Source organism: Rossellomorea vietnamensis, assembly GCF_008180415.1.
Lineage (GTDB): Bacteria > Bacillota > Bacilli > Bacillales > Bacillaceae_B > Rossellomorea > Rossellomorea vietnamensis_C.
The window spans coordinates 1-22824 of the sequence record NZ_VTEI01000006.1; the positions used below are offsets into that span (position 1 = coordinate 1).

The 22824-nt window shown below is 40.6% G+C and carries 24 protein-coding genes; 5 read left to right on the plus strand and 19 right to left on the minus strand.

The genetic code is table 11. The features are described from left to right. Positions 1-37: 37 nt before the first annotated feature. The 4 genes from FZC78_RS12290 to FZC78_RS12305 form a co-directional block, all read right to left on the minus strand. The gene (locus tag FZC78_RS12290; protein ID WP_148940007.1) at positions 38-1174 is read right to left on the minus strand and encodes a bifunctional cystathionine gamma-lyase/homocysteine desulfhydrase; all 1137 of its coding nucleotides are present in this window, start codon (positions 1172-1174) and stop codon (positions 38-40) included. 4 nt (positions 1175-1178) lie between these two features. Continuing rightward, on the minus strand, positions 1179-2096 hold the full coding sequence (locus FZC78_RS12295; protein WP_148940008.1) for a PLP-dependent cysteine synthase family protein: 918 nt from the start codon (positions 2094-2096) through the stop codon (positions 1179-1181). Between the two features lie 15 nt (positions 2097-2111). After that, positions 2112-2573, minus strand: a complete 462-nt coding sequence (locus FZC78_RS12300; RefSeq protein WP_148940329.1) for an S-ribosylhomocysteine lyase — start codon at positions 2571-2573, stop codon at positions 2112-2114. A gap of 203 nt (positions 2574-2776) precedes the next feature. Further along, a complete protein-coding gene (locus FZC78_RS12305; protein ID WP_148940009.1) occupies positions 2777-3424 on the minus strand; it encodes a class I SAM-dependent DNA methyltransferase in 648 nt (215 codons plus the stop codon). A gap of 237 nt (positions 3425-3661) precedes the next feature. Between FZC78_RS12305 and FZC78_RS12310 the strand changes: the two genes are divergently transcribed. Then, the gene (locus FZC78_RS12310; RefSeq protein WP_148940010.1) at positions 3662-4504 is read left to right on the plus strand and encodes a hypothetical protein; all 843 of its coding nucleotides are present in this window, start codon (positions 3662-3664) and stop codon (positions 4502-4504) included. Positions 4505-4527: 23 nt separating this feature from the next. Here FZC78_RS12310 and FZC78_RS12315 read toward each other — a convergent pair whose 3' ends face one another. Further along, entirely contained in the window at positions 4528-5826 is a 1299-nt protein-coding gene (locus FZC78_RS12315; protein WP_148940330.1) for a Glu/Leu/Phe/Val family dehydrogenase, read from the minus strand. A 384-nt stretch (positions 5827-6210) separates the two neighbouring features. Between FZC78_RS12315 and FZC78_RS12320 the strand changes: the two genes are divergently transcribed. Further along, entirely contained in the window at positions 6211-6504 is a 294-nt protein-coding gene (locus FZC78_RS12320; RefSeq protein WP_148940011.1) for a hypothetical protein, read from the plus strand. 925 nt (positions 6505-7429) lie between these two features. Here FZC78_RS12320 and ggt read toward each other — a convergent pair. The 6 genes from ggt to FZC78_RS12350 form a co-directional block, all read right to left on the minus strand. Continuing rightward, the gene (gene ggt, locus FZC78_RS12325; protein WP_148940012.1) at positions 7430-9136 is read right to left on the minus strand and encodes a gamma-glutamyltransferase; all 1707 of its coding nucleotides are present in this window, start codon (positions 9134-9136) and stop codon (positions 7430-7432) included. A gap of 455 nt (positions 9137-9591) precedes the next feature. Beyond that, positions 9592-9993 carry a glucose starvation-inducible protein GsiB gene (gene gsiB, locus FZC78_RS12330; RefSeq protein ID WP_148940013.1) on the minus strand — a complete coding sequence of 134 codons (402 nt, stop codon included), beginning with the start codon at positions 9991-9993 and terminating at the stop codon, positions 9592-9594. A 705-nt stretch (positions 9994-10698) separates the two neighbouring features. Then, positions 10699-10878 (minus strand): H-type small acid-soluble spore protein, encoded by a 180-nt coding sequence (locus FZC78_RS12335; protein WP_148940014.1) that lies wholly within the window; start codon positions 10876-10878, stop codon positions 10699-10701. Positions 10879-10970: 92 nt separating this feature from the next. Further along, a complete protein-coding gene (locus FZC78_RS12340) occupies positions 10971-11549 on the minus strand; it encodes a GNAT family N-acetyltransferase (RefSeq protein ID WP_148940015.1) in 579 nt (192 codons plus the stop codon). A 156-nt stretch (positions 11550-11705) separates the two neighbouring features. Then, positions 11706-11987, minus strand: a complete 282-nt coding sequence (locus FZC78_RS12345; RefSeq protein ID WP_148940016.1) for a hypothetical protein — start codon at positions 11985-11987, stop codon at positions 11706-11708. An 84-nt stretch (positions 11988-12071) separates the two neighbouring features. Further along, entirely contained in the window at positions 12072-12638 is a 567-nt protein-coding gene (locus FZC78_RS12350) for a VanZ family protein (protein ID WP_148940017.1), read from the minus strand. A gap of 224 nt (positions 12639-12862) precedes the next feature. Here FZC78_RS12350 and FZC78_RS12355 point away from each other — a divergent pair, with 224 nt between their 5' ends. Further along, entirely contained in the window at positions 12863-13126 is a 264-nt protein-coding gene (locus FZC78_RS12355; protein WP_148940018.1) for a YpbS family protein, read from the plus strand. A gap of 570 nt (positions 13127-13696) precedes the next feature. Here the strand turns inward: FZC78_RS12355 and FZC78_RS12360 are convergent. Further along, on the minus strand, positions 13697-14134 hold the full coding sequence (locus FZC78_RS12360; protein WP_148940019.1) for a Dps family protein: 438 nt from the start codon (positions 14132-14134) through the stop codon (positions 13697-13699). 242 nt (positions 14135-14376) lie between these two features. Between FZC78_RS12360 and FZC78_RS12365 the strand changes: the two genes are divergently transcribed. Continuing rightward, complete coding sequence (locus FZC78_RS12365) at positions 14377-15171, plus strand: SurA N-terminal domain-containing protein (RefSeq protein ID WP_148940020.1); 795 nt, start codon at positions 14377-14379, stop codon at positions 15169-15171. A 54-nt stretch (positions 15172-15225) separates the two neighbouring features. Here the strand turns inward: FZC78_RS12365 and FZC78_RS12370 are convergent, their stop codons facing one another. From FZC78_RS12370 to FZC78_RS12385, 4 genes are all read right to left on the minus strand, one after another. Beyond that, the gene (locus tag FZC78_RS12370) at positions 15226-15705 is read right to left on the minus strand and encodes an 8-oxo-dGTP diphosphatase (protein WP_148940021.1); all 480 of its coding nucleotides are present in this window, start codon (positions 15703-15705) and stop codon (positions 15226-15228) included. A 52-nt stretch (positions 15706-15757) separates the two neighbouring features. Continuing rightward, a complete protein-coding gene (locus tag FZC78_RS12375; RefSeq protein WP_148940022.1) occupies positions 15758-16657 on the minus strand; it encodes an SDR family oxidoreductase in 900 nt (299 codons plus the stop codon). A 49-nt stretch (positions 16658-16706) separates the two neighbouring features. Further along, positions 16707-18599, minus strand: coding sequence for a selenocysteine-specific translation elongation factor (gene selB / locus FZC78_RS12380; protein ID WP_148940023.1), 1893 nt, complete (start codon positions 18597-18599; stop codon positions 16707-16709). Between the two features lie 199 nt (positions 18600-18798). After that, positions 18799-19335, minus strand: coding sequence for a GNAT family N-acetyltransferase (locus tag FZC78_RS12385; RefSeq protein WP_148940024.1), 537 nt, complete (start codon positions 19333-19335; stop codon positions 18799-18801). 364 nt (positions 19336-19699) lie between these two features. Here FZC78_RS12385 and FZC78_RS12390 point away from each other — a divergent pair, with 364 nt between their 5' ends. Beyond that, positions 19700-20521, plus strand: a complete 822-nt coding sequence (locus FZC78_RS12390; RefSeq protein WP_148940025.1) for a DUF2935 domain-containing protein — start codon at positions 19700-19702, stop codon at positions 20519-20521. A gap of 110 nt (positions 20522-20631) precedes the next feature. Here FZC78_RS12390 and FZC78_RS12395 read toward each other — a convergent pair whose 3' ends face one another. From FZC78_RS12395 to FZC78_RS23710, 3 genes are all read right to left on the minus strand, one after another. Then, complete coding sequence (locus tag FZC78_RS12395) at positions 20632-21228, minus strand: SCO family protein (protein WP_148940026.1); 597 nt, start codon at positions 21226-21228, stop codon at positions 20632-20634. Positions 21229-21538: 310 nt separating this feature from the next. Further along, a complete protein-coding gene (coaW, locus tag FZC78_RS12400) occupies positions 21539-22333 on the minus strand; it encodes a type II pantothenate kinase (protein WP_187444927.1) in 795 nt (264 codons plus the stop codon). Beyond that, a complete protein-coding gene (locus FZC78_RS23710) occupies positions 22330-22623 on the minus strand; it encodes a hypothetical protein (RefSeq protein WP_187444928.1) in 294 nt (97 codons plus the stop codon). Before FZC78_RS23710 ends, coaW begins: the two co-directional genes overlap by 4 nt. Between the last annotated feature and the right edge of the window lie 201 nt (positions 22624-22824).

Here is a 22824-nt window from a genome sequence, read left to right on the forward strand (position 1 = left end):
AAAAAAAAAGCAAGTGCCTAAGCACTCGCTTTACTCATTATTTATCCAAAGCACTTTCTACATCTTCAATAAGATCTTCTACATCTTCGAGACCAATCGACACACGAACAAGACCATCAGTTATTCCTAATTCCGCTCTTCTTTCAGCCGGGATGGAGGCATGTGTCATTTTCGCAGGAACGGAGATCAAACTCTCCACAGCACCAAGACTTTCCGCCAGCGTGAAGTACTTAACATTTGTTAACAATTTTTCAGCATTTTCTTCACTTCCCACATCAAACGAAATCATTCCGCCGGCACCACGCGCTTGTTTTCCGTGTACATCACTGCCTTTATGGGAATCAAGCCCTGGGTAGTAAATCGAGCTCACCTTGGGATGTTTTTGAAGAAACTCCACAAAACGTTTGGTATTTTCTTCAATCTCTTCCATTCTGATTCCGAGTGTCTTGATACCTCTCATCAGTAACCATGAATCCTGCGGTCCCAAAATGGCACCCGCAGAGTTTTGAACAAAGTGCATGTCTTCTGCAAGTTTTTCAGAATCAACGACAATCAATCCCGCTACAACATCGCTGTGGCCGCCAAGATATTTAGTTGCACTGTGCAGGACAATGTTAGCTCCCTGTTCAATTGGGTTCTGCCAATAAGGTGTGCTGAAGGTATTATCAACGATGAATAATAAATCGTTTTCTTTTGTAATTTCAGAAACTGCTTGCAGATCAGTAATCTTAAGCAGCGGGTTTGTTGGTGTTTCAACATAAACTGCCTTCGTGTTTTCCTGTATAGCTTCTTTTACCTTTTCCGTATCGGATGTATCAATGAAAGAAACGGAAATATCGAAGCGATTCAGGACTTTGGAAAGCAGACGGTATGTACCGCCGTAGACATCATCCGTAAAGATGATATGATCTCCTGATTTAAACAGCATCATCAAGGATGATATGGCTGCCATTCCAGAACCAAAAGCAAATCCTGCGTGTCCGCCTTCAATATCAGCGATCAATGTTTCAAGTGCATGTCTGGTTGGGTTTCCTGTACGGGAATATTCAAAACCGCGATGCTGCCCCACTCCATCTTGCTTGTATGTGCTGACTTGATAAATCGGAACGGATACGGCACCTGTCTGCTCGTCTCCAGTTATACCGCCATGAATTAATTTTGTTTTTCTTCTCATGATTTCACTCCTCATAGATTCCTTGACTTAGGTATCGTTCGCTGCTGTCAGGGAAAACCGTCACAATGTTTGTTCCCTTTGCAGCCTTTTCTGCTTCTTTAAGAGCCGCTGTAAATGCAGCTCCTGATGAACTGGCAACCAGCAAACCTTCTTTTAGTGCCAGCTCTTTCACTGCTTTGAAGGCGTCCTTATCAGATATGGTATATATATCATCAAAGTATTCAGTATCCATATAGGAAGGAAGAAACTCCATGCCAATCCCCTCTGTTTTATGAGGGCCGGATTCTCCCCCATTCAAGATGGATCCTTCCGGTTCAACAATGACAGTTTTAACAGCTGGATTTTTTTCCTTGAGATACCTGGCCGTCCCCATAAAGGTTCCTCCCGTTCCCCCGCCAGCGATAAAAATATCAATCTTTCCGTCAAGTCCATCATGTAATTCCGGCCCCAAAGTTTCGTAATAGGTCTCAGGGTTCGATGGGTTGTCGAATTGCTGGGGACAATAGGAACCCTCCGTTTCGCGGCTGAGTTCTTTCGCTTTCTGAATGGCGCCCTTCATCCCTAGTTCAGTGGGAGTATTAATCACTTCAGCTCCCAAAGCACGCATGAGGGTCTGTTTTTCAACACTGAATTTTTCAGGTGTTACAAACACTACCTTATAGCCTTTCCCTACCGCTGCAAGGGCAATCCCTATCCCGGTATTTCCGGCAGTGGGTTCAATGATCGTACCTCCGGACTTAAGCACCCCGGTCCGCTCAGCATCTTCCAGCAGCTTAACTCCCAGACGGTCTTTGATGCTTCCACCGGGATTGAAATATTCAAGCTTGGCAAACAATCGAACTCCTTCAGGAAGCCCCATATTCGTCAGCTCCACCAATGGTGTATGTCCAATCAGTTCTTGTACACTTTTAACATAATTCAAGAATACCGCCCCTTATTAAGCAAATACTTCTGTCCATTCATCTCTTTTTGAAAGCATATCTTCCGCCAGTTCCTTAGCTCCTTCAAGGCTGTGGCTTGCAGCAAATCCGCATTGAACTTCATTGCAGGCAGGAACTTCTGTTGCTTCAAGGACATCTTTTAAAGTATTTTCAATAACATTCAGAACAGTATCATAGCTGTCATCATTCAGAACCGTGATGTAGAAGCCTGTCTGGCAGCCCATAGGACCAATATCGACGATTCGATCATGATGATTGCGGCTGAATTCAGCCATCATATGTTCAAGTGAATGCAAAGCTGGCATATTCATGTATTCTTTATTAGGTTGTTTGATCCTGAAATCATATTTGTATATTTTGTCTCCACTCTGACCTTCTGTCGTCCCTACCAATCTCACATAAGGAGCTTTTACTTTTGTATGGTCTAAATTAAAACTTTCTACATTCATTTTAGGCATATTCCATCTCTCGCTTTCTAATAAATTAGTTTTCAATTTTCAAAATCCTGTTGAGGCTGCTTAGTGAAATATGGTCATTTTCCTTTGAGACCATACAGCGTCCCGGAATCCCTCAGCTAATCGGATGCCGGGAGCGGGCAGGATGCCAGAAAGTCAGCACCCGATGATCTTTAATTTTGCTTCTTTTGTATATGAATTGCCTTTCACTGCTTCTTAGTTGCTGTCATAACCCAAACATACTTATTTTTCTGAACAAATTCAACTGTAAACCCATGCTTTTCACACATTGCTGTTAAATTATCCAGGTACGAATAATGCTCACTGTTCAGGTCGTCTACCAGATTATTATAGTAAGAGGCTATTGCATGCTCCATTATCGCTCTTTTGGCCGATTTGTCTTTGAAAACAGTATCAGCAAAAACTATTACTCCTTGTTCCGGAAGTATCCTGCTGTACTTTTCAATCGCTCTGTCTTTATCAGCGTCAGTCAAATGGTGAAAAGCATAAGAGCTTACAATGGAAGTGATTTGTACTTCCGGAAGCTGAAAATCAAGAAAATCACCATCTTTTATCTTCGCTTCCGGCACTTTGAGCTGGCCGATCTTTAACATTTCTTCAGAAGGCTCAATCCCATAAACATTGTATCCTTTATTGACCAGCTTTCTTGTCAGATTACCCGTCCCTACACCAAATTCAAGTATATTCGGTCCTTTAGTATTTCTGACTACCGATTGTAATATCTCTTCATAGTTTTCAAAAACTTCTCTATATTCGATGTCTCCATCTTCAGAAACGGTCTGATCATATGATTGGGCCCAATTATTGAACAAATCAACAAATTCGCGACTCATTTTTTATCACCCTTTTGTTTTCTAACAAACCCGATAAGAATACTCAGGTATGTTGTTTGTTTTATAATATCACAACCTTTTTAAAAAATAAATCCGCAGAGGCCTATTTTCTGAAAATATTCTTCTTGAGTATTTATATTTTCTTATATGTATAAACACGGCACTTCCTTCAAAGTATAATTAGGAAACAGCTTTGGTGAATATGTATTTCATTCACTTAAGGAGGTATCCAGAAGTTTGAAACGAATCAATAAAAATTCAATTCCTTTTATTCTGCTTTCCTTCATACATATTGCCCTTTTCATTTTTACTCTGTACAAAAAACGCGACAGAAAGACGATCACTCTTTTGTTTTCAAATGTCGCATTTGCTTATATATTTGAATATGTTGTGTTCAATGTGCTTCAGTCTTACCGTTATAACCCGGAAATCCTGAAGAAAAGACAGCTCGATAATGCCTTGGGAGCGTTGCTTTCCCAAGCGATTTATATTCCCATAACAGGGACTGCCCTTTCCGTTTTCCGGCTGGGATGGCCAGCAAAGTTCTTAGCCATTATTTATTTTCATTTAATTGAACTGTACTTCCTTAAGATCAATAATTACCGGCTTCATTGGTGGAAACCACTATATACATCACTCTTGCTGCCTGTCTTTTTTGCTTGGAGCGACTATTGGAACAGAAATCTCCATCAGAAGAACAAATTGTTTCTTTGGTTTTCAACGTATTTATCATTAGGAGTCATCACAAAAACCCTTTTGTTTGTACTGGACATTTTTAAAAAAAGAAAGATTGGAATAGGAATGGTTCATACTTGGAAAGAGCATTTTCTAATTTCCCCACTATATATGTTTATTTGTTCAGGTGCGGCTCTTTTGCCTGCGGTTAATAATCGGACTTCCAGCAAAGCAGCCTCCATGATGATCATGGCATTCATTAACCTTCTGCTTTTACGAATGAAGATCATAAACAGCAAAACAACCTTAATGTGGACCACTGTTCAAAACTTATTTATGATTTTTTTGTCTCCAAGAATAAAGTCATTTATATTCTCTACACCAAAAGAAGACAGACACAACTAGAGGAGTGTGTCTGTCTTCTTTTCTCAGCATTCTATCGGCATTTTCCAATTCTTTATCCAGCCCCTCGCTTTCATGGCTTCCGCCAAGCGTCCGACTCCTACGAGGTAAGCGGATTCTCTCATAGAAGCGTTCTTCTCTACCTTCATCCGGTACACACTGTCAAAAGCATTTTCCATTTTTTCTTTCAGTTTTTCATTCACTTCCTCTTCTTTCCAGAAGTAATGCATTGCGTTTTGAACCCATTCAAAGTAGGATACTGTTACCCCGCCGGCATTACATAAAATATCCGGAATGACAAAAATGCCCTTCTGCTCCATAATATGATTCCCTTGAGGAGTTGTCGGCCCGTTAGCAGCTTCTGCTACTATACTCGCTTTGATAGAAGGTGCCGTCTTTTCCGTGATTTGATTTTCCAGAGCAGCCGGAACAAGGATATCACAGTCAGCCGCAAACAATTCTTCATTCGTAATATCCCTGCTTCCAGGAAAGCCTTTGACCGTTCCTTTTTCATTAACATAGTTGATAAGGCTGACGATATCCAATCCATCAGGATTATAGGCGCCGCCTCCAGCATCTGTGATCGCGGCAACTTTTACCCCCTGCTCTTGAAGAAGCTTGGCGGTTATAGAACCAACATTTCCAAATCCTTGGATGACTGCTGACAATTCATCCAATTCCAGATTCAAACGCTTGGCCGCTTCCATAATGTTGATAACGACACCCCTTCCCGTGGCCTCAATTCGGCCTTCAGAGCCACCGATGATTACAGGCTTTCCTGTAATGAATCCCGAAACATCCTTGCCTCTCAGCCGGTCGAATTCATCAAGCATCCAACCCATAATCTGTCCGTTTGTATTCACATCGGGTGCAGGAACATCCTTATCCGGCCCTATAATAGGTTCAAGTTCTCTGATATACCCCCTGCTCAATTCTTCAAGTTCTCTTTCAGATAGCTCTTTGGGGTTAACAACGACACCGCCTTTCCCTCCTCCGAATGGAAGTCCGACGAGGGCGGATTTTAAAGACATCCACATGGATAAAGCAACAACTTCATCCTCATTAACTTTTGGATGGAATCGTATTCCGCCTTTTGTGGGTCCCAGAATGTCAATGTGCTGGGAGCGCATTCCTGTGTAATTTACATATTCTCCGTTATCTTTACGGACCGGTATGGAAACCTTCATCACCCTCTTAGGTTTCTTCAAAATGTTGTATACTCCTTCCGGAAGGTCGAGCGATTGAGCTGCCCTCGCAATCAATTGCTGTGCAATCAAATAAGGGTTTGTGATTTCCTCTCCGTTTTTTTGTTCCTTTACTGGCATTTCTGTCTTCACTTCGGCAGCAACTTCATTTTCCGCCCCTATTTGAGGTTCTTTATTCGTTACTATTGGTTTTTCATCCATCTTGATATCTTTAGCTGGATCTGGTTTTCTCATTGAATTCCCTCCATAAATTAGTAGTCCGTACAGCCAATTTCTCTCACTTCTTCAAATACCCCCTCACTTTCTATGTAAACGTTTTAGTCTTGCTTCCTTAATAAATTCCATTTCGTGGAACCTTAAGCAGCATCTGCTGTTCATCGACACAAGCGAGGATTCATCAAATCTCTCTAGTGAAATATTTTGATAATTTAAGTAATTATTATTTTGTCAATTCGATATTATAAAGAGGAAACTGTGAATTAATTTAATGAGGTGAGGATAGCAGTGAGAGTTATACTTGAGTTAGTCAGGATCTTGTTTTTGTTTCTTTTTTTTGGCGGAATGCTTGGCGGGCTGATTAAATTAATATATATAGTTTTGGGCATAGTAATAAATGAGGATGGTTCGGGTGGTTGGTTCCCAGCCATTGCCATTCTTTTAATTCTCTATGTACTCTATAAAAACTGGCTTCAATTTTCTAGCTTTGTTCAAGGAGCAAAAGAAAAACTTCCTAAAACAGTATCTCTCAGACTGATTTCGAGTGCTTTGATATTAATTGGCATAGCCCCTTTTATTTGATTCCTTATAAAGAGGACATTGCCCTTCTACTTCAAGAATGAAATGCCGGCACCTCCTAAAAAGCAGCGGTACCTTTGCTGCTGGATAAGCAACTAAATGCGTCCCCTACCAACACTTAATTCGTGATGGCCTCCGCACTCAGGCAGGGAGAAAGATGAATTTTAATAAAATGTACCTTATCTTAATTGGTGACAAAAAAAGACTTCATAAATGTAACGGGTTCAGTTTTCTAGTACATTATTACCCATTACACAGCAAATGGAGTGTCAAAACGCATTGATTTGACACTCCTATTTGGTTGATTTAGCGGTATTCTTGCTGGTAATTCTGTTCAATTGGTTAAGCAAAATGCACCCTAGAGAGCAAATGACAGAACTTCTTGTTCTTCAAAATTGTGACACAATTTCCTATACACTTTCAATCCTACTATTAATATGAAGGAAAATTTTTTAATTATAGTTAATTACAAAAAATCTAGCAATGATTTGATTGGAACGGAAGGTGCGTGACCTCCTGCGGGACTAGCGTGCGTCTAGTTCCAGCACCTAGCCCCTCGGGGTCAAATAACCCCAAGAGATAAAAAGGAAGACCGCCTTTTTTTCTCTTGAGAACATTTGCCTGTCGGGGCTGAACAGGGCGCTTCCACTTTTGAAGACAGGTGAGACCCCCAATCCAGTTCCAGCGCCCAGCCCCTCGGGATCAAATAACCCGCATCGAATAAAAGGAAAGACCCCCTTTTTTCGATGCGGAACATTTGCCTGTCGGGGCTGAACAGGGCGCTTCCACTTTTTATACAGGCGAAGCCAAGGAGGCTCACCACACGCCCCGCGGAGTCAGGCATCTGGAGTGGAAATCACTCTGCCATTTCTTGGGCTAATTAGAAGTTTGTACTTCAATACAGAACCCGTTAGCATATGTGCAGCCTTTAGATTCTGCCAGCCTCTTCCTTCCACACTGCCGAAGCTTTACCCGGCCTGGTAGAGTCTGCAGCACCATAAAGAAGGTTTTCCTCTTTATCCATTAATATTGCCTGAACATTACCTATTGGCATGGTGTCATCAAGTATTTCGATCCCCAGATCTTTCAATTTTCGCTTCACTCCTTCGCTGAAGTCATCTTCAACCCATACTTCAGGAGCTGTACTGTTATAAAGGCGGGGATGTTCGATTGCTTCTTTAAGATCCATTTTGAAGTCGATAACATTCATGATGACATGCGCGACGGATGAAACAATCGTGGGCCCTCCTGGCGATCCAAGCGTCATAAAAGGCTCCCCATCTTTCAGGATGATTGTCGGGCACTTTGCGCTGACCGGGTATTTCCCTCCACGCATTTCGTTGATGTGCTCTTTCTCCACTTTGAAGTCTGTTAAATCATTGTTTAATAAAAATCCGTATTCTTCAACCATGATTCCCGTTCCAAAATAATGCTCTAATGAAGAGGTACAGGAAGCCACATTTCCCCACTGATCTACTGCAGTGAAATGAGTGGTTTCTCCCCCTTCCCTTCTTTTTTGAGAAGAGGCACCTTGCTTCATTTCACTTTTTTCATATTCCCAGGGGTTGCCAAAATCAATATCAGGGTTTCTGCCGCCGTTAAAATCAATAAATTTCACTCTTTCAGCGATATACTCTGGATCAAGCAAGCCGTTTACAGGGACATTATGAAAATTCGGGTCACTCATGTAGGCAAGTTTATCTGAGAAAACAAGGCGCATTGCTTCTGAAAGGATAAAATATTTCTGCCAAGAGGACGCATTATATTCACTTACATCAAATTGCTCGATAATCTTTAATATTTGCAGCAGATTTGTTCCTCCCCCATTCGGAGGCGGCGGAACCGCAACATCATACCCTCTATAATTTCTAACAACTGGTTCTTGAATTTGGCATTCATAATTCTCCAAGTCACTCATCTCCATGTGACCATTATGAGACTGTAGTCTATCGATAATTGCCTCGCCAATTTCCCCTTTATACAGTGCATCAATTCCTTTTTCTTTGAATATCCTGAAGGTTCTTGCCAGTGCTTCATTTTTTACCAGATCCCCTTTGACCAGTGGAACGCCCTTCGGGTAAAAGAATTCTTTAGCTGTATGCCCAACCCTGTCACCGTATAGCTTTAAGGCTGTATCCCAAAGGGAATTTACTGTGAATCCATTTTCAGCGAGATCAAGAGCAGGATCAATCAGTTCTCCAAGATCCTTAATTCCATAAGTTTTATTGATAGTATCCATCGCTTTCATAATACCCGGTATCCCGACAAAACTTTCGTTCATCGTCCTTTCCACAAAAGGTATTACTTCGCCATTTTCATTCTTGCACACCTCGGGATGGGCACTTCGAGGGGCTTGTGAGTGTCCATTAAAAATTTTAGTTTCTCCTGATTTCTTATCGTGATAGACGATAAAACCACTAGCACCTACACCTGTATTGAACGGTTCAGAAACAGCAAGGGCAAACTGCATGGCTACTATGGCATCCGCTGCTGTCCCTCCATTACGCAAAACTGCAGCACCAATGTCACTCGACTCCTTTGTTGCACTGGCAGTCATTCCATAATCCCCCACCGCTTTGTAACGATCTTCACTGCGTTCATATTTTTGGTTTTTATAGATTTCCTTCACCTTCATAACCCATTCCTCCTGCCTGATTCATCTCAAATTATCTGCCTTGATGGCCATTCTTAATAAACGCTATATTTAATTCCTGGCAATTAACAGTTAACTATATAGATTACTTTTAATGTGATTCTATTTATTGAAGTTAATAGTATCGTTACCCTTAAAAATATCTGTTTAAAACCTACTCCAAAAAAGATAGTATGAAAGGAACGATTGTTATCATGATCTTCTAAGCTTCGATCTACTAAAGAAACTGATAGTCTTTTGCAAATTCATGAGGCTCATATTTTATATTGCAAATTGAAAACTTGGGGTTAACTGTCCCCCCCCTGTAGTTCAATGCCTGATAATTCTATTTCAGGTTCCTTACCTGTGTACAGGGAATCATTTTCAAGTAAAGCAAAGAGCTTGCACATCAATGTGCAAGCTCTTTACGATCTTTATATTAAACGGCGCAGAACTTATTAATTGTTGTTATTATTCTGTCTGCTGTTTCCGCCTTTTTCGCCAATTTCCTTGTAGAAGTCTTTGTCATGGTTATTAGAAGTTGCTTCTCCGCCTTTTTCACCAATTTCCTGATAGAATTCTTTATCATGATTTTCGGAAGTTGCTTCTCCGCCTTTTTTCCCAATCTCCTGGTAGAAATCTTTGTCATGATTATTGGAGGTTGTCTCTCCGCCTTTTTCACCAATTTCCTGATAGAATTCCTTATCATGGTTGTTGGAAGTTGCTTCTCCGCCTTTTTGTCCGATTTCCTGGTAAAATTCTTTGTCATGATTATTAGAAGTAGTCTGTCCGCCTTTGCGTCCTGCTTCTTCCAAACTCATTTTACCATTGTCATTTTGATTGTTGTTGTTTTTAGCCATTATTAATTCCTCCTTAAAGAATAAAATATTTTTTTCATTAGGTTGAATTACTCTAGCTGTTTTCTCAGATGTCCTTAGCTGTCTTAATGAGTGGTCTTGCTGTTAACCCAACACGAAATTTCCGGTTGAGCAATGACTTTTTATCTTAACCTGTGTTCTTATTCTTCCACTTTTAAAGTCTATTAAACTCCAAATGATTCTTTTAACACTATTGTAACGTTCCTGTAATTCTATTTATACTTAAAATATGGTATGGAACCTTCTGCTTCTAGTACTTCTGCTCATGTGTGGAACAAGTTCCTTTCCTTTTGTAATATTTAATTTTACAAATGTCTTTATGTTAAATTCGATACTGTTTAATAAATTCCTGAATGAGTTTCCTTATTTCAAACGAAATCTATTCAAAGGGCAAAATATTAAAGCTCTTGTACCCCGGATTAGAATCCGAGACAGCCAAATTCACGTGAACCCCTGAGAACTGATAACTGTACTAGCCGCCAAACAAAGCTTGCACTCTATTTAATTTTTTATATTATGCTAAGAGGAATAGTTATTTACATACAAACAAGCTTCTACATCCATGCTTATGATAATCGGTTCCCGAAAAATTAGTGAAAGTATATTCGTTTTCATTTCAGAATGGATACATTTAAGGGGGGAGTTAATAAAAGCAAAAAACACCCGTCAGCAGGTGTTTTTTTGGTTTTATTCTTCTATAAGATCTTCTATAGCTACTTGAGATCTTTCTTCGAGCGGACCCCGCAAATGGACTGCGGCCAGTCTTTGATCCTCCATCAGTTCATCAATCCAGACAGATACTCCTTGATAAGTAACATCAATATCAGCTGAAGAAGACAGTATTTGTTTAACTCTGTTAACGTCCATGCCTCCACCTCCAATTATAATCATGGAAATAGTTTGCCTGTTTCTTCAGCTTTTATTCAAATAAGGTTTAGCTCCTGATTAAATGAACAATGTTAGATTCGGGAATCATTTAACACAGGTGCATCCACGGTTTCCTGCCATTCTGCACGCAATAGGGAATAAACGTAGGTATCATTGGAAACACCGTTTTGAAAAATATACCCTCGAAGTATACCCTCCTTTTTGAAGCCGATCTTCTCAAGCAGCCCGTAGGAAGAATGATTCTCCAGAAATGTAACAGCTCCTATACGGAATAACTCTAATTCTTCAAATGCGTAGCGGATGACGGCATTCGCTGCTTCTGACGTGATGCCGCTCCGCCAATAATCAGGATGAATTTCAAAGCCTATTTCTGCTTTTTTCTGGCCGATTTGTAAATTATTCAGCCCTGCTGTCCCTATAAAAGTTCCAGTATCTTTTAAAATGATACCCCACCTCATTGATCTTTTGCTTTCGTATCCTGTCCTAAAAGCACGAATGATTTCAGCAGCTTGTTCTTTCTTTTTAAAACTTTCCATTCCATAATATTTCGTCACGCGATCCAATGACATGACATTGAAATAAGCCTCTACATCCCCCTCTGTTATTTCCATTAATTTCAAGCGCCTAGTTTCTAATTCCGGAAATGTCATATGTAACTCCCTTTCTCTACGGCAATATAGAATATATGCTAATAAATTCTGCGCTTAAAAGGTGTAGAAATTTGTCGAGATAGTAAATTTTCTATCTTCCACCGAAGTACACCATGGAGGATATAGTGGACAGTTGCCCAAAAAGAAAAGAGCATATTAACTATGCTCCTTCTGATTACTTCTTTTTTGAATGCCCTTTGTCACTAGAGAGTTTTCACTATTAGCGAGATAATTGTCGGGATCTACACCTTTTGAAGGTTTGCCACTCTCCAGCTCTTCATTGATTTTCTTATTAGCATCCTCTGTTTTAGTATCAGCCATAGATGAGTTTTCTTCTTTATAGAATTCCCCATTCAATTGCTGATTGGCTTTTTGAGCATTGTTTTTATCACTGGACCTGCTGATAACAATTACCTCCTTCGAAATCTGGGGTTTCATTATTCCTATTCCCGTTTTGACAAGAAGTAATCAACACATTATTTTTACTGATAAAAGTAAATTGAATGGGCAGAAATAATTCTATTAGCTTTTATTCTCTTTTCTTCTTCTATAGAATTTGAATACTATAATAAAAAGGAGAAACAGCAGACCTCCAAGCAAAGATCCACTAGTGTTCATCATCCAATCATCGATATCTGTCGACCGTCCAAGAGGCAGTAAATACTGTATCACTTCTACAGCTACTGAGAGCAGACTGCCGGAAAGTGTTGTTTTTAACAACCTCCACTTCCTGTTCCGAATCCACCAGGAATAAAAAAAACCGAACGGTATGAAGAGCACTATGTTAGCCAGTAAGTTCCTTACAGGAATATCCAAGTGGGTTCTATAAACCAGGTTAAGTCTGAGATTATCAAACGGCCGGAAATTGGTATTCCCTTCAAGTGCAACCCCGGGTACAAGCGGAGATAGTGTAATAAGAAATATTCCGCCAATTGATATCAAAGTGAAAAGGACTGGAATAAGATCAGCCCACCTGGCGCCCTCTTTTCCTTTTCGGTTCTTCCATACAAAAACTGCCGCTACCAGTGCGGCGGTCACTAGAGCCATGATAGGGATTACCCAACCGAATTGTCTCCAAAGCTGTATCATCTTCAGCCTTCTTTCTACTTATAAATACAAATATTCTATTAAAAATTATTTAAACTAGTATACTACTTGTTCTTATAGTCGATTACTATTTTCACTGAAAATGAGTTTCTGTTCAAGAAAAATTTAATGGAATTTGCGATTTTATCTGAATTAGTTGCGGTAATAATAATAAATGAGCATAATAATAAGGTGGCTTAAAAGAACGTTTAACAGGAGTGAATAGCATGAATGTACATAAAGCGATTACAAACCATTCAAAAAAGCAAAATGCAATTGCCCAAGAATTTATAAAACTTGATCAGCAGAGAGAGTATTATATTGAGGAAGCAGTAAGCCTCTGCCTGAAGGGCGATCCCTTTACAACAGATAAAATCAATGAAGTTACTAAAAGAATCAATGATGAGGCAAGGCTCGGTATAGTTCCCGAAAGAAAGTTAGTAACTGCACAGATGGTCGAGGAGTATTGTGCTTCCTTATCAAAAAAATAATGCAGACCCACCCCCTTTGCGAGGGAGGATGATAACCTAAGAAATACCCCGGAAATCTTATGAAACCACTAAAAAAAGTGTTGATTTCCGTTCCAGGTGAGCAATAAAGAAAACTATCCGCTAATAAGTCTTATTTAAAATAAACTTATTAATATAAGCGGGTGTTTTCCAATGATATATCAACAGACCATAATGTTCATAAAAAAAGCTGTCTCTCCTTCCTTTTATAGGAAGAATAGACAGCTTTTAATTTATTTATCAAAGTTAAAATTAAATATCAGGAGATTTCAGCAACCCCAAATCTTGTCCTGTATACTTTTTAAATAAGGTCCTTAACATTATCGTGCTCTTCCTCAGCCTTAAAACTCCCGGGCAGCAGATCAAGGATAGGATCTCGTCATCAAAAGTGGAAGCCCCTGGTCAGCCCAGACAGGCAAATAACCTCCAGAGAAAAAAGGCGGTCTTCCTTTTATTCTTTGGAGGTTATTTGCCCCCGAAGGGCTGGGTGCTGGAACAGGACGGATCAAAAGCGGAAGCACCCCGGTCAGCCCGGCTGGCAATTATACTTTTTTATGAATTATAAGCACTCAGCATCCAAACATGCTGTTCCAGTGAGGATTTAATTCCAATGAACATATCAGCAGTAGGCTGATCATGCAGATCTTCGGCAGTTTCAATCAGCTTCTTGCTTTCTTTGATGACCTGTTCGAAATCTTTCACCAGGGCTTCCACCATATCCTTCGCATCTTCCTGACAAGTTGCTTCATTTATAGTAGCCGTTTCTAGGTATTTTTTTAAAGTGGCAACCGGCTTCCCTTTCAATGTAAGAATTCTTTCAGCAATTTCATCTATGTATTGTCCTGCTTCATTATAATACTCCTCAAACTTTTCATGTAGAGTAAAAAAGTCCGGACCTGTAACATACCAATGGTAATTATGAAGCTTGGTGTAGAGGATATTCCAGTTTGACAGCTGGTTATTCAGCATCACAATCAATCCGTTTGACATCCTTATATCCCGCCCTTTTACTAATTTTTATTTCAATTTAATTAAATTGACTCTTTTAGCTTTCCTTTTTTCTGCAAATGTTATACACTTGCTCCTAGGTTCAAATTTTGAGAGCCTGGCTAATTGGTGAATGATATATCTCAGCCTTTATTGCAAGGGACGATGAGCCTATTTTTCATCACAATGGTCTTTTAAGACAATCAATTTTCCAACTAATAATTGGAAGAAAGAGGGGTAAGAAAATGAAAAACAGATGGAAATTGGCAATGCTTACGGGCATTCTTTCACTAGGATTGGCAGCATGTTCCGATAACGAGGAAAATGCTGAGGAAGCAGAAAATAATTCAGATGTTACTGAAGAACAACCTGCAGAGCAAACTGAGGAACAGGCGGATCAAGCCGCTCAAATGGAAGAAATGCAAAAGAAATTAGAAGAACAGCATATTGAAGAAGACAAAACGGTAGCAATTGTCAATGATGAAGAAATCAAAGGTGAGGCTTACAATAGCCTTCTGACTGAAAGCCAAATGAGCTATCAGCAGATGGGACAAGACCCAACATCAGAAGAGATTGCAGCTCAATTAAAAGAAAGTACGATTGACAGCTTGATAGGCCAGACTCTACTCCTTCAGCAAGCTGAAGAAAAAGGGTACGAGGCTAATGATGAAGAGATTCAGCAAGAGATCGCCACACTCAAGGAAGGCTATGAAGATGAGGCTGAATTTGAGGAAGTGTTGAAAAGCAGCGGTCTGTCACTAGAAGATTTGGAAGCTGAAGTTGCTAAAAATATTCAATATACTGCTTATATTGAGAATGAATTGACCGTCGAAGAAGTGAAAGAAGAAGATGTAAAAGCTTATTATGATGAAATCGTAGAACAAAACAGCGGATCCGAAGAGGCTGAGGCTCAAATTCCTGAATATGAAGAAGTGAAAGATCGAATCAGACAGGACCTTGAAAGTCAGAAAACACAAGAAGTGCTAGCCGCTGAGGTTGAGAAATTGCGGGAAAATGCATCAATAGATGTGAAGATCTAAATTGTAGTATAAAGAAAAAAAGCCTGTTCATCCCATGAGGTGGACAGGCTTTTTTTATAGTTCCCTGATAGTCACATGTGCCTCATTCCGGTCGTTTCCATCCCACTTAGAATGTATTTCAAAGACTCCCTCTTTGAAAAAGTAAGGAAGTCTTCTTTGGAACCAAGGCTGCATAGGCAACTCCATGACTTCTTTCCGATTTATCCACTTAAGCTTTCCTTCCGGAGGGTCTTCCAGCAGGTCACCATCTATATCCTCAGCCAGATAGTTATATACAATATATCTGTAGTTTTTATGAGGAATGACAAACTCGTCTATGCCTTTGAATTTCATTGACTTGACTATCAGCCCAGTTTCCTCTCTTACTTCCCTTTCAGCGCCCTCTGAGGGACTCTCAGGGAAATCAATCTTCCCTCCTGGAGCTATGTATCCGGGGAAGCCTTTGTCAGAAGGCCTTTCGATCAATAGGAGGTGATCCTCTTTCTCTATCATCACCATTGTATATAGCTCCGTCTCATATTCTCTCCAATCCATTTCATACCACCCAATCGTATATGTAAGGAGGATTGTTCATCCTCCCATTAAATTATGATTCTACCATCGCTCCTCCATTCACATGAAGAACCTGGCCTGAGACATATCGTGAATCGTCGGAAGCCAAATAAACGTAGGATGGCGCAAGTTCAAATGGCTGCCCCGCCCTTTTCATAGGTACGTCCAATCCAAAAGAAGCCGTTTTGTCTGCAGAAAAACTCGAAGGAATCAACGGTGTCCAAACCGGACCGGGTGCAACCGCATTTACCCTTATCCCCTTGTCAATTAACTGCAGTGACAATGATCTTGTAAATGTGACGATTGCTCCCTTAGTGGAAGAATAGTCCACCAGATCTTTATTTCCACGATAGGCCGTAATAGATGCCGTATTAATGATGGAACTTCCATTTTTGAGATGCGGAAGAACAGCCTTAGTCATGTAAAAAAACGAAAAAATGTTTGTTCTGAAAGTATCTTCGAGCTGCTCTTCCGTAATATCCATAATGCTTTTCTGAGGATATTGGACAGCACAGTTATTCACAAGAATATCAATTTTCCCAAACACTCTGATGATTTCTTCTACAGCAGCAATCGAGGTAAGAGGAGCCCTTAAATCACCGCTGATTGCCAAGCATTTTCTGCCAATCTCTTCAATCCTTCTCTTTGTTTCATGGGCATCTCTATGCTCATCAAGATAGACAAAGACAATATCCGCACCTTCTTTGGCCATCGCATAAGCCGCAGCCCTGCCGATGCCGCTGTCACCTCCAGTAATGACTGCCACTTTGCCTTTCAGCTTATCAGAACCTTTATAATGAGGGTTTTCAGAAATTGGTCTGGGTACCATGATGTACTCCAAGCCCGGCTGCCTCCTCTGATGCTGGGGAGGAAACGGGACAGGAACAGTTTTACTTGTCTGTTTAAAGGCATAGTAAGGATAAACAGGGTACATTTTTTTCACTCCTTTATTACTCTTACCGTACCCTATTCCTCAACCTTTCTTAATGTGCTGCAGATCTCCACTTCCTCTTATTTTCCACACGGGTGGTCAACCCCTGGTTATCCAGCGTTTCCAAAAAAGGGATCAAAAATTTCCTGGACAAGCCAAGAGTTTCTTTAGCATCAGACAATTCAAATTCAATATCTGTATTACCCTGAAGCTTTCTGACAGCTTTATGAAAGACTTCTGCATGGAATGCGAGCTTTTCATCCAGAAAGACGACCAGATCCTGCTCCCGATAATATTGCCGCAGCCCTCCCTGCAAATCAGCAGGTATACCCGCATCCGCAAGATAATCAGCCAAGTCCACCGGCTTCATTCCATCCTTCCTTAATTGCTCTAATACCTGTTGAGATCTTTTTTTCCATTGTGCAGGTACATGCGGATCAAACTCCGCTAAAGACAAATAGTGCCCCTTTTGTTTCCAACTCCCCGATTGCAGGTTTTTCTTTACTGCATAATCCAAAAGGGATTCTTTGTATGTGCTTCTATACAATTGCATTAACATGGCTTTATCATATCCTGCTTTCAAGGGATTTTCATCATGATACCTGTTAAGCTGCTCGTTCATCAGCTGAATGATTTCTTCGAGTACATAGGTCGTTGTCAAGTCACCGCCCGGAAGCTGCAATAAAGTACCTTTCTCCAGCAATTCATTTATTGCGGGAGAAGCTAAAGAAGTTTCTTGCAGGAAATGACTTTTACTTAATACTTTATGTTTCTTTAAAGCATCCTCCGCCCGCTGCAATGGTGTTCCATTCTTCTTTTGGAGAAGCACTTGTATCGTTTCCTCACCAAATTTGTATCGGCCGCCGTTTGGATCAATGATGAATCCTCCCCCGATGGTTTCGGCTGGTGTCGGCCTCCTGAGAATCAACCGGTCATTTCTTTTTACGACAATGGAGTCGTCAAGCCTCAACTGGCAGAGAATTTCCTCATTCCCTGAATCAGCTTCGTTGCGGTCAAAGAAGATGATTTTTCCCATTGTTTCAGAAGTTCCAGTATGCAATTTTATCGGCATTCTTTGTTTAACAGGGTGGTCCAGGTCATCAACCAGCTTTAAACTGATATCTATAGTTTCTGTTACAGTAAAAAATTCCGACTTCACTAATGCATCTCCGCGTTCAGCCTCTTCTTTGGATAATCCTGACAGATTAATGGCCGTTCGTTGACCACCGAACGCTTCAGCCGCTGATTTATGATGAACTTGAATCTGCCTTGCTTTGGTTTCTTTTCCTGAAGGAAGCAGAAGCAGGGATTCTCCCTCTTTGACGCTTCCTTCATAAACCGTACCCCTTACCACCGTTCCTTGTCCTTTTACAGTGAATACTTGATCGATCGGCATGCGGAAATCTCCCGTTATACTTCTCGATGGAAGTTCCTCTAAAAATCCAAGGATAGTCTTCTTAATGTCGGATATTCCTTTTCCTGACAAGCTATCGGCCAGTAAGATTGGGCTATCTTCAAAAACGGTCCCCACCAGTTCTTCTTTAATTTCTTCCTTTGCCAAACTATGTAATTCTTCATCAACGTTATCGACCTTGCTTAGTACCACAATCCCTCGAGTGATACCCAGAAAAGAAAGAATCTCCAAATGTTCCTTCGTCTGGGGCATAACTCCTTCATCAGCCGCCACCACAAGGATTACCAGATCAATTCCTGCTACCCCGGCAATCATTTGCCTGATGAACTTTTCATGGCCGGGCACATCTATGACGGAAACCTCCATCTCTTCTGTTTCCAGCAGGGGAGCAAACCCCAGTTCAATAGAGATCCCCCTTTCTTTCTCTTCTTTCAGGCGATCCGTTTCTTTATTTGTCAAAGCTTTAACCAAGGCCGTTTTTCCATGATCAATATGCCCTGCCATACCTACTGTAAAATATCGTTTTGTCATTACGTACACCTTCTTTCTAAGTTGCAGCCTTTCAATGCCATTTTATCTTAATCTTCTGTTGAAGACCAAGAGACCCGCCATCACAACGAGAAGGATAGAGAAAATGATTCCTTTGGAAACATCTCCTTCTAAGAATGTCTTAACCACCCAGATAAAAATAAATATAGTAAATAAACTATCAAACAAAAATAATTTCTTCTTAGTCTTTTCCTTCACTTTCTGCCTTCATCCTTTCCTCAATCAACCCTCCCGGCCGGTACCTTGCCATTCTGTATTCACCGGCATACCTGCCATGCTGGACAATCGTACCTTTGGAAAAACCTTCGTCAACAAAACCGAGACTCTCATAAAGTTTTTTTGCCTTTAGGTTATTGTCCAAAACCGTTAGCTCTACTCTTTCAAGCATCAGCCAATTATCAGCCATATCAAGCAGCTTCTTAATCAAGGCTGAGCCTGCACCCTTTCCCTGGAATTCTTCATGAATCATAATAAACAGAGTGCCGCTGTGAGACCTTCTCCCTTTTCCCTGGTGAAGACCTGCAAACCCTATCACCACTCCATCGTGAACAGCGACAAATTCATGTTGCTCAGGAGCTGCCGCTTTTAAAATATTTTCAAAACGTTCGACACGTACACTTGGCAATGATACCACATAAGGCATGACTTTTTCCTGAATCATAATTTCCGTAATCTGCATAGCGTCACTCATTCGTACCGGCCTGATTTCAATCTTCAATATGGGTACACCCTCTCACTATAGTTCTATTTCTAATTCGACGTTCTTACTAGCATCCCTTTATGCTGGGGTAAGTTTCAGAAAAGTTGTTTTTCTCAACATTGGTGCTTTTGGATATCTACGGATATAAGGATTTTTCTCTGATGGGGAGGGTATTTCTTTTCTTTCTAAATCACCAGATAGTTTACGAAAACAGCCTTTATAAAAACTTCCCCAAAATCATATCATGGTAGAAAAATGCCGCTAGTTTTTGACTATGGGATTCCTACATAAGGTACTGCTCTTATAAAACAAGAAACATGCAAGCATATCCTCTTCATTCTAATAATAACTTTTAATATATAACTTAGAACGGAGGATTAATATGCCTGAACAATATATCTCAACGTGGGATGAGCATCAATTTTGGCTGAACATGCTGCAGGATCACGCTTATTTTGTCAGAGATTACCTTTCTCCTGCCGAAATTAGATACGTTACTGAAGCAGACATGCACATCAGAAGTTTTGAAGCAGTAATACAAAAGTTACAAACCATTTCTAAAGATGCCCCCTATTCCTCTCCTGAAATGATGGAGCTGGCACAATTTGCTTATCAGACAGCTGGCAAATACTATTTATTTGAAGGAAATATCCTAAATTTGAGGCTGAAGAACGAAATTAATATAAACCTGTCCCCTACGTACTTTAATGGAACCCTGAACGAGAATGGAGAATACTTACGGATTCTTCAATTTTTCATGAGGGGGCAAGAGCCGCCGCCGCTTTCATTGGTTGATCTATTGTCTTTATGGCTTGAGGACCAGTTGGGGCATGCTGTCCTGCTAATCAGACTGGTCGACGGTATAGAGTTTGATATTATCAGGCAGGCAGACGTTTTGAAGGGAAAGTTCTCTCAGTTTATTGTAAAAAATAATGCAATCAAAGGTTATTTACGATTTCTGCCGGCCAACTCCCCAATTCAAATCCGCTTTGCTCATGAAGTGGCCGGATCTGTAGTGGCATTCAATAATCTTGTAGCTCTAACCTTGGAACTCTATGATGAAAAATCACTCGTGAACCAATCTACCCGGAGATTTCTATTTCACCATTTTCCTGAAGCCTGTTATTTCATGAAAAAAATGTCGCTCTATGCCCCTGACCTTCAGTATCCTCCATGCCAGGTAACTTATCCTCCAGGAAGGTGAGCAGGTTGCGGGAGGATGGAACAGCATGGCGACACCCATAAAATGTATGTTTGATTAAGCAGCATACAAATAAAGGACTGCTTGTGAGTCAGCAGTCCTTAAAGTAATCCTCATTTATTTCCCTCTTTGATTAACGCTTCAATATCCAGGGCAATCTGGTCAAACGGCACTTCTTCATAACCACTGTAGCTCTTTACCGTTCTTCCCTCTTGATTCACTAAATAGAAGCTTGTCTGGTGGACAACCTGGTCAGTATTCGGGGCATCCGCCACAAGAGATTTAAAAGACTTTTCGGCAAATTTTGAAATATGGTCTTGTGTATAACCTGTTACTAGATCCCATTTACTTGTATCAGCATCGTATTTACTGATATATTCCGATAAGGCTTCAGGCGTATCCACTTCAGGGTCGACACTGAAGGATACAATTTGGTAGTCTTCAATACCCTTCTCTTGCAGCTCTTCTTGAAGCAGAGTCATATTATACGTCATTGGCGGACAAACCGTTTCACAGTTCGTGAAAATAAAGTCGGCCAGCCATACTTTCCCTTTTAAATCGTCTAAACTGACTGTTTCATTGTGCTGATTCGTATAACTAAAATCTTGCACCTGCCAATTATGATCAGCTTTGAAACCGCCGTTTCCGCAGGCAGCCAAAAAAGCGGCAGCAATGAGCACGAAGGACAGCAGCACCATCTTCTTAACCAAGGATATCCCTCCAAAACACTTTTCTTCATACAATTGTTTTCTTAATCTATGGTAGATGAAACGAAGGATTAAAACAATCCGTTCCACTAATTATACTTGAATATTTTGTGAAGAGTTCCCCAAAACCCTTTAGGTGCAAGTATCATTGCCTTCTTGTAGAACTTTTGGAGAATCAATAAACCAATTTCTACAAAGGGAATAATATAGCAGGGTGATTAGCGCACAAACACCATACTTCAGCGCGAATGGTGACTGCAGGGGGAAAGCCAGCCGCTACAATAATTCTTATCGTTTTCTAACAGTATTTATCTCACAATAAACAGCCTATTGCTCCAGCAAAGGCTCCTTCTTTTAAAAAAACAAGATCATAGTTTAATATATCCTGAAATTGTCCAAGGTCTTTCACTAATAAAGGATTTCCTTTCAGCGCTCCCCCTGAAAACACGATTGTTTTGGTTCCCGCCGCTTCAGCTTCCCTTGAGGATAGAAGAATGATATTTTCTGCCACCATATTGATTAAAGATCTCAATGCATCTGCCGGAGATACCTCATCAGTAAAATCACCAGCAAAGTTGGCAGCGGTAAGGTGACCCGGAATGGGAGGCTTCTCGTTTTCGTACAAGTCCTTTACCAGCAAGTCAACCTTTTCACGGTTACCTGATTCTGCTGCTTGAATGATATCCGAAAAGGTATACTGAATGCTCAATAACCTTCCCAGGCCCATGATGGTTCCTCCTCCCATACCTGTACCGGTGAGGCGGCGCTGCTTGTCCTTAATGGGATCTACTAAGAACAAGGAAGTGCCGGTTCCAATATTAGCCAAAATAAAAGGTTCCTTTTTCTTATGCTCTTCATATAGCAGGCTGGCTGCACCGGAGCATACTGCATTAAATTCAGGTATTTCAACCGCATTCTCAATATGGGCTTTTATTCTCGCGGCCCTTCCTCCCGTAACGCAGAGTTGCGAGTTAGGGGAAAGCCAGCGAATCCACAGGCTGAAGGAATCTGTTTCATTGGAAAGGAAGGTCTTGTAATGCCTTTCCCCTCTTTCTTGATAAACAACTTTAACAAGCGTACCACCGGCATCAATCCCAATTTTATTCATGAAGGTGTATCCTTCCTTTTGGAATATAAAAATGCCAAAACCGCTCCATTTAAAACCAAAATAACCAGGAAGCAAATCAGAAAATAAAAAATACCTGTCCATCTTTCTTCAGAGCTGCCGGAAATGAACGTCCACCACAACGACCCTGACAGCAGAATAATGAAATTCAGAATGGTTCCTTCCAGAAAAGGCTTCTTATAACTGTTAAAATCCAGCAGGCGCTTCCAGCTCCAAAAAAAAGACGCTGCAGCAGCAAGTAAAATGCACAAGGTAAAAAAGAACAATACCATCTTCTGTGAAAACCTCCTCTTCTTTGCTATCTCTATATTAGGAGAAAATTCTGCCAATAGAAAGCACTTTCCTCACACAATTGGCTGCCCTTTGAGATACCCTTCCATTCTTCTAGGTAAACTGCAGCAGCATAGGTAGAGGGCGATATCGTTTTCCCTCAAAAAAATATCCTTACCCAAAGGCTGTTTTGGCATATAGTG

Coding starts and splice junctions, on each gene's coding strand:
- FZC78_RS12290 (WP_148940007.1), bottom strand. CDS start 1,174: ATGAGAAGAAAAACAAAATTAATTCATGGCGGTATAACTGGAGACGAG.
- FZC78_RS12300 (WP_148940329.1), bottom strand. CDS start 2,573: ATGCCTAAAATGAATGTAGAAAGTTTTAATTTAGACCATACAAAAGTA.
- FZC78_RS12305 (WP_148940009.1), bottom strand. CDS start 3,424: ATGAGTCGCGAATTTGTTGATTTGTTCAATAATTGGGCCCAATCATAT.
- FZC78_RS12315 (WP_148940330.1), bottom strand. CDS start 5,826: ATGCCAGTAAAGGAACAAAAAAACGGAGAGGAAATCACAAACCCTTAT.
- ggt (WP_148940012.1), bottom strand. CDS start 9,136: ATGAAGGTGAAGGAAATCTATAAAAACCAAAAATATGAACGCAGTGAA.
- gsiB (WP_148940013.1), bottom strand. CDS start 9,993: ATGGCTAAAAACAACAACAATCAAAATGACAATGGTAAAATGAGTTTG.
- FZC78_RS12335 (WP_148940014.1), bottom strand. CDS start 10,878: ATGGACGTTAACAGAGTTAAACAAATACTGTCTTCTTCAGCTGATATT.
- FZC78_RS12340 (WP_148940015.1), bottom strand. CDS start 11,549: ATGACATTTCCGGAATTAGAAACTAGGCGCTTGAAATTAATGGAAATA.
- FZC78_RS12345 (WP_148940016.1), bottom strand. CDS start 11,987: ATGAAACCCCAGATTTCGAAGGAGGTAATTGTTATCAGCAGGTCCAGT.
- FZC78_RS12350 (WP_148940017.1), bottom strand. CDS start 12,638: ATGATACAGCTTTGGAGACAATTCGGTTGGGTAATCCCTATCATGGCT.
- FZC78_RS12355 (WP_148940018.1), top strand. CDS start 12,863: ATGAATGTACATAAAGCGATTACAAACCATTCAAAAAAGCAAAATGCA.
- FZC78_RS12360 (WP_148940019.1), bottom strand. CDS start 14,134: ATGTCAAACGGATTGATTGTGATGCTGAATAACCAGCTGTCAAACTGG.
- FZC78_RS12365 (WP_148940020.1), top strand. CDS start 14,377: ATGAAAAACAGATGGAAATTGGCAATGCTTACGGGCATTCTTTCACTA.
- FZC78_RS12370 (WP_148940021.1), bottom strand. CDS start 15,705: ATGGATTGGAGAGAATATGAGACGGAGCTATATACAATGGTGATGATA.
- FZC78_RS12375 (WP_148940022.1), bottom strand. CDS start 16,657: ATGTACCCTGTTTATCCTTACTATGCCTTTAAACAGACAAGTAAAACT.
- selB (WP_148940023.1), bottom strand. CDS start 18,599: ATGACAAAACGATATTTTACAGTAGGTATGGCAGGGCATATTGATCAT.
- FZC78_RS12390 (WP_148940025.1), top strand. CDS start 19,700: ATGCCTGAACAATATATCTCAACGTGGGATGAGCATCAATTTTGGCTG.
- coaW (WP_187444927.1), bottom strand. CDS start 22,333: ATGAATAAAATTGGGATTGATGCCGGTGGTACGCTTGTTAAAGTTGTT.
- FZC78_RS23710 (WP_187444928.1), bottom strand. CDS start 22,623: ATGGTATTGTTCTTTTTTACCTTGTGCATTTTACTTGCTGCTGCAGCG.